Raw genomic sequence first — 11783 nt, forward strand, 5'->3', positions numbered from 1 at the left:
CATGAGGCAACGCATGACGACCGTTTTCCATCGCGCTCCGCGCGCCACCTTGCCCGTTGCCGTCGCAGGCGACGGCATCGAGATCATCGACTCGACCGGCAAACGCTATATCGACGCGTGCGGCGGCGCGGCCGTTTCGTGTCTCGGTCACAGCAACCAGCGTGTGATCGACGCGATCAAGCGGCAGGCGCAGCAACTGGCGTACGCGCACACATCGTTCTTCACGACCGACGTGGCCGAGGAACTGGCCGACCGGCTCGTCGACGCCGCGCCGGCCGGCCTCGAACACGTGTATTTCGTGTCGGGCGGCTCTGAGGCGGTCGAGGCCGCGCTGAAGCTCGCACGCCAGTATTTCGTCGAGAAGGGCGAGCCGCAGCGCCGCCATTTCATCGCGCGACGCCAGAGCTATCACGGCAACACGCTTGGCGCGCTCGCGATCGGCGGCAATGCGTGGCGGCGCGAGCCGTTCCTGCCGCTGCTGATCGAGGCGCACCACGTGAGCCCGTGTTATGCGTACCGCGACCAGCAGGCGGGTGAAACCGACGAAGCGTATGCGCAACGCCTGGCGGACGAACTCGAGCAGAAGATCGTCGAACACGGCGCGGCCAACGTCGCGGCGTTCGTCGCGGAGACGGTGGTGGGCGCAACGGCCGGCGCGGTGCCGCCGGTGCGCACGTACCTGAAGAAGATTCGCGCGGTGTGCGACAAGTACGGCGTGCTGCTGATCCTCGACGAGATCATGTCGGGGATGGGCCGCACCGGCTACCTGTACGCGTGCGATGAAGACGGCGTCGCGCCCGACCTGCTGACGATCGCGAAAGGGCTCGGCGCGGGCTACCAGCCGATCGGCGCGACGCTCGTCAGCGACCGCATCTACCGGACGATCGTCGACGGCTCGGGTTTCTTCCAGCACGGGCACACGTACCTGGGCCATGCGACCGCATGCGCGGCCGCGCTCGAAGTGCAGCGCGTGATCGCCGAGGAGAAACTGCTCGACAACGTGAAGGCGCGCGGCGAACAACTGCGCGCGACGTTGCGCGAGCATTACGGCGCGCATCCGCATATCGGCGACGTGCGCGGCCGCGGGCTGTTCGTCGGCGTCGAGCTCGTGCGCGATCGCGACAGCAAGGCGACGTTCGATCCGGCGCTGAAGCTGCATGCGGCGGTCAAGCGTGAAGCGATGCAGCGCGGCCTGATGGTGTATCCGATGGGCGGGACGATCGATGGCGTTCACGGCGACCACATCCTGGTCGCGCCGCCGTTCATTTGCACCGCTCAGCAGATCGATACGATCGTCGAGCGGCTGTCGGGCGCGATCGGCGCGGCGCTCGCGTCGGCCGGCGCGTGACCGCATTTGTCGAATCTTGTCCGGAGTTCGCCATGACCAACAGATTGCCTCCGTTCGATCCCGCATCGGCCACCGATGAACAGAAGGCCGTGCTGGCCGACATTCTCAGCGGCCCGCGCGGCAACCTGAACGGGCCGTTTCTCGGCTGGATCGCGAGCCCCGAGCTGGCGCAACATGCGCAGAAGCTCGGCGCGTTCTGCCGCTATCGCACGGGCCTGCCGCTGCGCCTGTCGGAACTCGCGATTCTCGTGACGGCCGCGCGCTGGCGCTCGCAGGCCGAGTGGCACATCCATTATCCGATCGCACTCGACGCGGGCGTGCCGGCCGCGACGGCCGACGCGATCCGGCGCGGCGTCGCGCCCGCATTCGAGTCGGACGACGATGCGCTGATCCATGCGTTCGCGAGCGAGCTGTACGACACGCGGCGCGTGAGCGACGCGACGTTCGCACGGGCGCAAGCGCGCTTCGGCCACGAGGTCGTCGTCAATCTCGTTGCATTGCTCGGCTACTACGCGCTCGTCGCGATGACGCTGAACACGTTCGGCATGCGCGCGGAAGGGCAGACCGAATTGCCGTTTCCGGAGTGATGCCCGTGCGTTGATCGTGCCGGAGCAGCGCAGGCGATACATCTGACGAACGGTTTGCCGACCTGTTCCGGCACAATGCAACCAAATGTATTCGTGCGGGATCGACGGCCGATCGCCGGGTATGATGGCTTGTTCACGTCGATATGAGCGGTGAGCAAGCATGACGAGTACCCGCAAGACCTTGATGATCGCCGGTGGGCTCCTGGTAGCCGCCGCCGGCACTGCCTACGTGATGCTCCTGCGTGCGGATCACCGCGCGATCGAAGATGCCGGCATCGGCGATTCGGCCGCGCCCGTTGCCGCGGCGCCCGCGGGCAACGATCACGCCGTGCAGGGCACCATCGCGCCGCCGGCCCCGGCCGCCGCGATGGCACCGAAACAGGCGGCTGTCGCGCCGCCGCCCCCCGCACCGGCGCCTGCTGCGCCGGCCGCCACCGCGCGCGTCGACGCAGCGCCAGCCGTGCCGGTTGTCAGCGACAAGCCGCAGCCGGTGACGAAGCCGAGCGCACCGCCGCCGAAGGTCAACGTCGTGACCGTCGATGCGCAGGATTCGACCCCATCGGCACCGCCGCCAGCCGCCAAACCCGTGCAGCAGGCCGCACCGGCACCCGCACCCGCGCAGGTCACGCAACGCGCGTCGCGCAAGCGCGACGGCCTCGAACGCCACGCGGCTGCAGCCCCCTCCGCAACGAAATCCGAAACGCCGGAGACGGCCGCGCTCGTCAGGGAATCGGCGAAACTCGACCCGTCATTGCCGCCGCCGTCGATGTCATCGATGCCGTCGATGTCATCGGGCGGCGGTTCAACCCGGCAGGGCAGTTCGTCATCGGGCGCGAATCCGGTTGCCGCCGCGATGACCGAGCAACTGGTCAGGCAGTCCAGCAGTTTCAAGTCGACGGCGCCTGCGCCAGCGGACGGCAGCCCGACCGCGACCAAGTAACCGCGAACGCCTTCGGCATAAAAAGGACCCCGCATGCCGACTAAAGCATGCGGGGCCAAGAGAGACAAACTGTTGTGCCGACGGGCTGACGCGCGTTACGCGGCGACCGCTTCCTCGGCCTGCGGCTGAGCGGTTGCCACCGGCGCCACGTCCTGCCGGATCAGGTGGTCGAACGCACCGAGCGATGCCTTCGCGCCTTCGCCCACGGCGATCACGATCTGCTTGAACGGCACCGTCGTCACGTCGCCGGCCGCGAACACGCCCGGTATCGACGTCGCGCCGCGCGCATCGACGACGATCTCGCCGTGCTTCGACAGTTCGACCGTACCCTTCAGCCATTCGGTGTTCGGCACGAGGCCGATCTGCACGAACACGCCTTCGAGATCGATGCGCTGCGTGTCGCCCGAGCGCAGATCCTTGTAGACGAGCCCGTTCAGCTTGCTGCCGTCGCCGGTCAGCTCGGTCGTTTGCGCCTGCGTGACGATCGTCACGTTCGGCAGGCTGCGCAGCTTGCGCTGCAGCACTTCGTCCGCACGCAGTTGCGCGCCGTATTCGATCAGCGTGACTTCCTTCACGATGCCGGCGAGGTCGATCGCGGCCTCGACACCCGAGTTGCCGCCGCCGACCACCGCGACGCGCTTGCCCTTGAACAGCGGGCCGTCGCAGTGCGGGCAGTACGCGACACCGCGGTTGCGGTATTCGCGCTCGCCCGGCACGTTGATTTCGCGCCAGCGCGCGCCGGTCGCGAGGATGATCGTCTTCGCCTTCAGCACCGCGCCGTTCGCGAGGCGGATCTGGTGCACGTCGCCCGGAATCAGCGCATCGGCGCGCTGCACGTCCATGATGTCGACGTCGTACTGCTTCACGTGCTGTTCGAGCGCGGTCGCGAACTTCGGCCCTTCGGTTTCCTGCACCGACACGAAGTTCTCGATCGCCATCGTGTCGAGCACCTGGCCGCCGAAACGCTCGGCCACGACACCCGTCGCAATGCCCTTGCGCGCCGAGTAGATCGCGGCCGCCGCGCCTGCCGGGCCGCCGCCGACGATCAGCGTATCGAACACCGGCTTGGTCTCGAGCGACTTCGCGGCCCGTGCGCTGGCGCCCGCATCGAGCTTCGCGAGGATTTCCTTCACGCTGCTGCGGCCCTGGCCGAACGAGGCGCCGTTCAGGAACATCGTCGGCACGGCCATGATCTGGCGCGACTCGACTTCGCCCTGGAACAGCGCACCGTCGATCGCGACGTGACGGATGCGCGGGTTGATCAGCGACATCACGTTCAGCGCCTGCACGACTTCCGGGCAGTTCTGGCACGACAGCGAGAAATACGTCTCGAACGCGTAGTCGCCGTCGAGCGCGCGGATCTGTTCGATCACGTCGTCGTCGAGCTTGATCGGATGGCCGCCCGTCTGCAGCAGCGCGAGCACGAGCGACGTGAATTCATGGCCCATCGGGATGCCGGCGAAGCGGATGCCGGCCGGCTTGCCGGGCTCGCCGATCGAGAACGACGGCTTGCGCTCGGCGTCGTCGCGGCGTTCGGACACGGTCACGCGATCCGTCAGCGACGCAATCTCGTTCAGCAGCGCCAGCAGTTCCTGCGATTTCGCGCTGTCGTCGAGCGAGGCGACGAGTTCGATCGGGCGCGTGATCTTTTCGAGGTACGCTTTGAGTTGGTTCTTGAGATTGGCGTCGAGCATGGCGTTTCGGATTCCGTATTAATGATTCTGGTCGGGCACGTCGTGCCGGAGGAGGGCGCGGGCCGCATGCCGCGGCGGCCCGTCATCGGGAGGCTCGCGCGCCTCGTGCGAGGCGCGCGGCGCGATCGTCAGATCTTGCCGATCAGGTCGAGCGACGGGGTCAGCGTTTCCGCACCCGGCGTCCACTTGGCCGGGCACACTTCACCCGGGTGCGCCGCGATGTATTGCGCCGCCTGCACCTTGCGCAGCAGTTCGCCTGCGTCACGGCCGATGCCGTTGTCGTGGATTTCGCACAGCTTGATCTCGCCTTCCGGGTTGATCACGAACGTGCCGCGCAGGGCCATCCCTTCTTCCTCGATCAGCACGTCGAAGTTGCGCGACAGCGTGAGCGTCGGGTCGCCGATCATCGGGTACTTGATCTTGCCGATCGTGTCCGACGTGTCGTGCCATGCCTTGTGCGTGAAGTGCGTGTCGGTCGACACGCCGTAGATTTCGACACCCAGCTTCTGGAATTCCGCGTAACGGTCGGCGAGGTCGCCCAGCTCGGTCGGGCAGACGAAGGTGAAGTCGGCCGGGTAGAACACGACGACGGACCACTTGCCCTTGAAGTTCTCTTCCGAGACGGGCACGAAGTCGCCGTTGTGGTATGCGGTTGCCTTAAACGGCTTGATTTGGGTGTTGATGATCGGCATCTTGCGAGTTCCTTTGCGGTGGTGTTGATGAAGTGTTCCCAGTATCCGGGTTCACCCTGAGCTTGTGAAATTGCTTGTTTCAATCCGGGGCATCAGGAATTTCTATCTGCTTCCGGCCCTTGATTGAGTGGGGTGTGCGGAGCGGCAATTTTGAAGCGTTGGACGGGCGAGGTCCCCGTCCGATATGGGCGAGAGTGAGGGGCGGTGTGATGTGCCGGCGATTATCCGGTGCCTTCTAGACGGGGGGGGGTATCGTCGAATGCGGTTGGATGGGGCGCGGCGGGGAGAGGGCGCGCAACCGCGCCCATCGATTCAGATCTGGTATGGCACGCGAACGCCGGGTTCGGTGGCTGGGAAGTCTTTTGTGTTGCGCGAAACGAACAACAGTCCGTTCACTTGTGCCGATGCCCAGACGATCGCGTCGGGCAGGCGTATGCGGCGTTCCTGGCGAATGGTCACGGCACGATTGGCAACTGCTTCGTCGAGCGCGATGACATCGAACGACGACAGCCAAGCGCGCATCGCGGCTTCATTATGTGAGGACGTGCCGACCAGAACCTCCATCCACGAGATCGCGCTGATCGCTCGATAGTCATAGCGGCCGAGTTCCGTGCGGGCGGATTCCACGCCGCCCAGATAATCGATCAGGATGTTGGTGTCGAAGAGAGCCTTTACCATTCCGAGCGCAGTTCTTCCTGATAAGCGAGCCCATCGACCGTGCGATCTTTCCAGAGACCGAAGACGTCGTCCGCGAGCGGACGCTTGTGCAGGGCGATGTAGGCATCGATCGCGTCGCGGATGATGGCGGCGCGGGGACGACGCTCAGTCTCGACGATGGCGGCCAACTCGTCGAGTTGGCCGTTCGATAGATCAACCAGAATCCGGCTCATGGCAGCCTCCGATATACGATATGTATATCATATATGTGCCGTTGAGGTCGCGCAAGGCTCGGGTGGGGTGAGGCGGTAAGGCGCTCCGCTCAAATCCCCGCCATCTTCCTCAACCACTCCGCCAGCCGCCTGGCCCCGTCCGGCATGTCCGCGTCCTCACGCGTGCACAGGTAGTAATCGCGCCCGTCGTCGAGCGCGTGATCGAACAGCTTCACGAGCTCGCCATTCGCCAGCTCGCGCTCGACCAGCGGCGCGCGCAGCAAGGCCGCGCCGAGATCCGCGCGTGCGGCGCTCAGCGTGAGCTGGCCGTCCTCGAACATCGGCCCGACCGCATGCGACACGTGCTTGACACCCGCGCCCTGCAGCCAGTTGACCCACGTGCTGCGATCCTCGTCGTGCACGAGCGGGGCACGCGCGAGATCGGCCGGCGTGCGGAACGGCCCGTGGCGCTTCAGGAACGACGGGCTGCACATCGGCACCATCGCGCCCGGCAGCAGCCGCTCGCAGCGGTAGCCGGGCCAGTCGCCGGTGCCGAAGCGGATCGACAGGTCCGATGCGTCGCTGCGGTAGTTGCGGTGATGCGCGTACAACACCGTCACGTCGACGTCCGTGTTATCGGCCAGGAACGCATGCAACCGCGGAATGAACCAGCCGATGCCGAGCAGTGGAATCAGGCTGACGGTGATTTGCCGCAGCGACGAGCGGTCGCGCACGAAGCGCGTCGCGCTGCGCAGCACCGAGAACGCGGCGCTGATCGAGCGGTAGTAGTCGCGGCCTTCGTCGGTGAGCGCGAGCAGCCGACCCTCGCGCACGGTCAGCGGCGTCTGGATGAATGCTTCGAGCAGTTGCAGCTGATGGCTGACCGCCGACGGCGTGATGTCGAGTTCGCCCGCCGCCGCGGTGACCGACCCGAGACGCGCGAAAGCTTCGAACGCACGCACCGCGCGCAGCGGTGGATCGTGCGGCAATTGTTCGATATTTTTCATGTGTCGAATTTTATCGAAAAATCAGGGTAAGCGACAACATGAAAATACCCTGTATTTACAGTGATGTAGGTTAATGTGTCGGGAACGGCATAAGCATCCAACAATTGGGTATTTGGGGTTTGGGTGCCGAATATTTAATATTTTTCATGTTTTGATTCGATTCGCTGATCCCCCACACATGAAAATCGCCTTTCTCCACGCCAGCCTCGCATTCTCGGCGGCCGCCCTGGTCGCCTCCGTTCCCGCGTTCGCACAATCCGCGCCGCAGACCGTCCTGATCGGTCTCGCCGCGCCGCTCACCGGCCCGTCCGCGCGGATCGGCAAGGATCTGCAGAACGGCGCGCAACTCGCGATCGACGACGCGAACGCGAAGCATCCGACCATCGGCGGCAAGCCGGTCGTCTACAAGCTCGTCGCGGCCGATGATCAATCCGATCCGCGCACGGCCGTCGCGGTCGCGCAGCAGCTCGTCGACCAGCACGTGATCGGCGTCGTCGGCCACTGGAACACGGGCTGCAGCGTGCCGGCGTCGCGCGTCTACCGCGATGCGGGCATCCCGCAGATCGCACCGGCGTCCACCGGCCATCAATACACGCAGCAGGGTTACACGACCGCCTTCCGCATCATGGGTCACGACGATGCGGGCGGCAATTTCACCGGCGCGTATGCGGTGAAGACGCTGAAGGCGAAGCGCATCGCGGTGATCGACGATCGCACGTCGTTCGGCTCGGGCCTGGCCGACCAGTTCATCAAGGGCGTGCAGGCGAACGGCGGCACGATCGTCGATCGCCAGTACGTGAACGACAAGACGACCGACTTCAGCGGCGTGCTGACCGCGATCAAGGGCAAGCGCGCGGATCTCGTGTTTTTCGGCGGCCTCGATGCGCAGGCCGCGCCGATCTCGCGCCGGATGCGCCAGCTCGGCGTGAACGCGCCGCTGCTCGGCGCGGGCGGCTTCGTAAGCCAGACCTTCCTGTCGCTGGCCGGCAAGGACGGCGACGGCGTGACCGCGCTTGAACCGGGCCTGCCGCTCGACCGGATGCCGGGCGGCAAGGCGTTCGATACGCAATACCAGGCGCGCTTCCGCGCGCCGATCGAGCTGCATGCGCCGTTCGCGTACGACGCGGCCGCCACGCTGATCGCTGCCGCGCAGAAAGCCGGTACGACGCAGCCGGCGAAACTGGTCGCGGCGGTGCGTACGATCGACCGGCCCGGCGTGACGGGGCGGATCGCGTTCGACAACGAAGGCAACCTGAAGGACCCGGCCTTCACGATCTACCAGGTGCGCGGCGGCAAGTGGAGCGTCGTCGACGTGCTCGGCGGCTCGCGCACCGCGACCAAGTAAACGACCTAGCGCGACCTAGCACGACACAGCGATAAAACAACCAAGACGATCCCCATGACCGAAGCCACCCAGACATCTGCCGCCGCCCCCGAGGACACGCGCCTCGGGATCCTCGCGCGGCGCCGCATCGAAGCGGAAATCATCAAGCCGATCTACGAGATCATGAAGCGCGAGTTCGGCGCCGAGCGCGCGCAGGCCGTGATCGCGGAAGCCGTGCGCGGCGCGGCAGTGGACGCCGGCCGCACGTTCGCCGCACAGGAACCGGATGGCACGAGCGTGAAGTCGTTCATCGCGCTGCAGGTGCTGTGGGAGAAGGACGATGCGCTCGACGTCGAGGTGCGGCGCGCGGACGACGCGCATTACGACTACGACGTGCATCGCTGCAGCTACGCGGAGATGTATCACGCGATGGGGCTCGGCGAGATCGGGCACCTGCTGAGCTGCGCGCGCGACAGCTATTTCATCCAGGGCTATGCGCCGGACATCGCGCTCACGCGGACGAGCACGATCATGCAGGGCGGCAAGCGCTGCGATTTCCGTTACGCGCGGCAAGCGGCGCCGGAGAATGGCGATGCGTGACGACAACACGATTGCCGAAAGCGTGAGCGCGCCGCGCGTCGACGGCGACCGCCTGTGGGCGTCGCTCGACCGGATGGCGCAGATCGGCGCGACGCCGAAGGGCGGCGTCTGCCGACTTGCGCTGACCGATCTCGATCGCGAGTCGCGCGACCTGTTCGTGCAATGGGCGCAAGACGCCGACTGCACGGTGCGCGTGGACCGGATGGGCAACGTGTTCGCGCGCCGCGCGGGGCGCAACCCCGACGCCGCGCCCGTCATGACCGGCTCGCACGCCGATTCGCAGCCGACGGGCGGCCGCTACGACGGCATCTATGGCGTGCTCGGCGGGCTCGAGGTCGTGCGCGCGCTGAACGACGCGGGCATCGAGACCGAGCGCCCGATCGACGTCGTGATCTGGACCAACGAGGAAGGCTCGCGCTTCGCGCCGGCGATGGTGTCGGCCGGCGTGTTCTCGGGCGTCTACACGCTCGAATACGGGCTGTCGCGCACCGATGGCGCAGGCAGGACGATCGGCGAGGAACTGGCGCGGATCGGCTACGCGGGTGCCGAGCCTGTCGGCGGCTATCCGGTGCATGCGGCGTACGAGCTGCATATCGAACAGGGCGCGATTCTCGAACGGGCCGGCAAGACGATCGGCGTCGTCACGGCCGGGCAGGGGCAGCGCTGGTACGAGGTGACGCTCACCGGTGTCGACGCACATGCGGGCACGACGCCGATGGAATTCCGCCGCGATGCGCTGGTCGGCGCCGCGCGGATGATCTCGTTCGTCGAAGTGCTCGGCCGCCGTTACGCGCCGTACGCGCGGGCAACGGTCGGGATGATCGAGGCGCGGCCGAACTCGCGTAATACCGTGCCGGGCGGGTGCTTCTTCACCGTCGAATTCCGTCATCCCGATGACGCGGTGCTCGACGAGCTCGACGCGGCGCTGCGCGCGGAACTTGCACGGGTGGCCGACGAAACGGGCCTCGGTGCGCAGATCGAGCAGATCTTCACGTATGCGCCGATTCCGTTCGCGCCGCGCTGCATCGACACGGTGCGTGAGGCGGCGCAGGCGCTCGGGCTGTCGCACATGGATATCGTGTCCGGCGCCGGTCATGACGCGTGCTATGTCGCGCGCGTCGCGCCGACGGGGATGATCTTCGTGCCGTGCGTCGACGGGCTGAGCCACAACGAAGCCGAAGCGATTACGCCCGAATGGGCGGCGGCGGGCGCCGACGTGCTGTTGCGTGCGGTGCTGCGGAGCGCGCAGGAAGCCTGAATCCGAGTGTGACGGCGACGGTCCGGCGGGAGGGTGCCCTCCAGGCCGGGCCGCGTCGCTTTCCACCTGACCACGCGAACGTGCGGTTCGCGTCAGCCCGCCGGCGATTGCCGATCGATATACCGCCGCATCACATGGAACGCCGTATCGGTGCGCCCCGGCATCGTGATCGTCGCGTCATCGGCCGCGAACCCGAGCTTTTCATAGAACCGGTACGCGGTCTCGCGTGCCGTGCACCACACGAGCGCGGCCCCACGCGCTTGCGCGTGCCTCACGCAAACCTGCACCAGCACGCGCCCGAAGCCCAAGCCGCGCACGGTAGGGTGGACAGCCATCCCGCGCAGCCGCCATGCCGGTCGCGCAGGATCGTCTTCGCGCAGCTCCTCGCAGAGCGATGCAACGGCGACGATGCCCGACGCGTCGCGTACGCCGACGTGCAGCGTCGTCGGCGCAAGATCACCGGCCAGCGCGCTCGCATCCAGATCGCCATTCAGCAGGATCATCGCGCGCAGCGGGTGCGTCTGCGCGGCATCGATCGGTGCGATGGTGAACAGCGTATCGCCTGACGTCATCAACGTTCCTCGAGTCATTCGATTCAGCCGCGCGTTACTGGGCGGCCTTGCGCCGCGCCATATAAGCGAGATACGCGACGATCTGGTCGAGCTCGCGGTCGCTCAGCTGGTCGGGCGGAAACGCCGGCATGCTGCGGCCCGGCCAGTCGCGCACCGACGCCGGGTTGCGGATATAGCGGCGCAGCGCGGCCGGCTGGAAGTAGTCGACCGGGTTCATCGGCGTGTTCAGGTCGGGGCCGGCGTGGCTGCTGCCCGCGCCGTCGAGGCGGTGGCACGCGAGGCATTGCGTGACGAACAGGCGCTGGCCCGCGCGAGCCGGATCGTTCGCGGGTAGCGCGGCATCGACGGCGAGCGACGGCCAGCGCGCGAGCGGCGACGATTCGATCGTGATGCGCACGATCTGGTACGGCCACTGCTCGCCGCGCACCGACGACGCGTCCGGCCCGAGCCAGACCAGGTAGAACGGCCCGGCGCTGACCTGTTTGCCGGGCAGCTTCGGCCATGGATGCGCCGGATCCTCGATCGCGAGCCACGGGATGGCGCCGGCCTGCGGGCGGCGGCGCACGAGATCCAGCGGCAGTTGCGCGGCGAAGCCGTCGGCGGCACGGGTTTCGAGCACGCCGTCGGCCGGCAGCCTGTCGCCGAGCAGCGCGGCGAACGGCACCGCGCGGAACGTCATCGGCCGGCCGTACGCGATGTCGCGCGGCACGTGGATGTCGGCGGCATCGGGGCGCGCGAGCAGCGTCTGCCGGGTGAGGGCGCGGGCCGTGCCGTCGGTCTCGAGTTCAAGCGCGGACTGGGCCGACGCGCGTTGTCCGATCAGGCAAACCGTCAGCAGCAAAAGCGAAAACCACCGGCGCTTCAGCATTCGTTCTCCGGGAAAGGGCGTTCC

13 protein-coding genes are annotated in these 11783 nt (G+C 66.9%); 6 read left to right on the forward strand and 7 right to left on the reverse strand.

Translation table 11 applies throughout. The features are described from left to right. The first annotated feature begins 13 nt into the window (after positions 1-13). The 3 genes from QZM35_RS04290 to QZM35_RS04300 all read left to right on the forward strand — a co-directional run bounded on the left by QZM35_RS04290 (position 14) and on the right by QZM35_RS04300 (position 2875). Positions 14-1348, forward strand: coding sequence for an aspartate aminotransferase family protein (locus QZM35_RS04290; RefSeq protein ID WP_301775454.1), 1335 nt, complete (start codon positions 14-16; stop codon positions 1346-1348). A gap of 32 nt (positions 1349-1380) precedes the next feature. After that, positions 1381-1935, forward strand: a complete 555-nt coding sequence (locus QZM35_RS04295) for a carboxymuconolactone decarboxylase family protein (RefSeq protein ID WP_089427774.1) — start codon at positions 1381-1383, stop codon at positions 1933-1935. Between the two features lie 160 nt (positions 1936-2095). Continuing rightward, positions 2096-2875, forward strand: coding sequence for an extensin (locus QZM35_RS04300; protein WP_301775455.1), 780 nt, complete (start codon positions 2096-2098; stop codon positions 2873-2875). 95 nt (positions 2876-2970) lie between these two features. Here QZM35_RS04300 and ahpF read toward each other — a convergent pair whose 3' ends face one another. From ahpF to QZM35_RS04325, 5 genes are all read right to left on the reverse strand, one after another. Beyond that, positions 2971-4569 (reverse strand): alkyl hydroperoxide reductase subunit F, encoded by a 1599-nt coding sequence (ahpF, locus tag QZM35_RS04305; protein WP_301775456.1) that lies wholly within the window; start codon positions 4567-4569, stop codon positions 2971-2973. A 128-nt stretch (positions 4570-4697) separates the two neighbouring features. Further along, positions 4698-5261, reverse strand: a complete 564-nt coding sequence (gene ahpC / locus QZM35_RS04310; protein ID WP_006488685.1) for an alkyl hydroperoxide reductase subunit C — start codon at positions 5259-5261, stop codon at positions 4698-4700. Positions 5262-5573: 312 nt separating this feature from the next. Further along, positions 5574-5939 (reverse strand): type II toxin-antitoxin system VapC family toxin, encoded by a 366-nt coding sequence (locus QZM35_RS04315; protein ID WP_174971768.1) that lies wholly within the window; start codon positions 5937-5939, stop codon positions 5574-5576. Beyond that, complete coding sequence (locus tag QZM35_RS04320; RefSeq protein ID WP_089427770.1) at positions 5933-6151, reverse strand: CopG family transcriptional regulator; 219 nt, start codon at positions 6149-6151, stop codon at positions 5933-5935. The genes QZM35_RS04315 and QZM35_RS04320 overlap by 7 nt, the downstream gene beginning before the upstream one ends. An 89-nt stretch (positions 6152-6240) precedes the next feature. Next, positions 6241-7137 carry a LysR substrate-binding domain-containing protein gene (locus tag QZM35_RS04325; RefSeq protein WP_011355549.1) on the reverse strand — a complete coding sequence of 299 codons (897 nt, stop codon included), beginning with the start codon at positions 7135-7137 and terminating at the stop codon, positions 6241-6243. A gap of 178 nt (positions 7138-7315) precedes the next feature. Between QZM35_RS04325 and QZM35_RS04330 the strand changes: the two genes are divergently transcribed. The 3 genes from QZM35_RS04330 to QZM35_RS04340 are packed head-to-tail and all read left to right on the forward strand — an operon-like array spanning position 7316 to position 10319. Then, a complete protein-coding gene (locus QZM35_RS04330; RefSeq protein ID WP_301775457.1) occupies positions 7316-8482 on the forward strand; it encodes a branched-chain amino acid ABC transporter substrate-binding protein in 1167 nt (388 codons plus the stop codon). Positions 8483-8536: 54 nt separating this feature from the next. Then, a complete protein-coding gene (locus QZM35_RS04335; RefSeq protein ID WP_089474620.1) occupies positions 8537-9061 on the forward strand; it encodes an L-2-amino-thiazoline-4-carboxylic acid hydrolase in 525 nt (174 codons plus the stop codon). Then, on the forward strand, positions 9054-10319 hold the full coding sequence (locus QZM35_RS04340; protein ID WP_301775458.1) for a Zn-dependent hydrolase: 1266 nt from the start codon (positions 9054-9056) through the stop codon (positions 10317-10319). Before QZM35_RS04335 ends, QZM35_RS04340 begins: the two co-directional genes overlap by 8 nt. A gap of 92 nt (positions 10320-10411) precedes the next feature. Here the strand turns inward: QZM35_RS04340 and QZM35_RS04345 are convergent, their stop codons facing one another. After that, positions 10412-10891, reverse strand: a complete 480-nt coding sequence (locus QZM35_RS04345; RefSeq protein WP_301775459.1) for a GNAT family N-acetyltransferase — start codon at positions 10889-10891, stop codon at positions 10412-10414. A gap of 34 nt (positions 10892-10925) precedes the next feature. Next, positions 10926-11759, reverse strand: a complete 834-nt coding sequence (locus tag QZM35_RS04350; protein ID WP_301775460.1) for a cytochrome c — start codon at positions 11757-11759, stop codon at positions 10926-10928. Between the last annotated feature and the right edge of the window lie 24 nt (positions 11760-11783).

This window comes from Burkholderia sp. AU45274 (genome assembly GCF_030482505.1).
Lineage (GTDB): Bacteria > Pseudomonadota > Gammaproteobacteria > Burkholderiales > Burkholderiaceae > Burkholderia.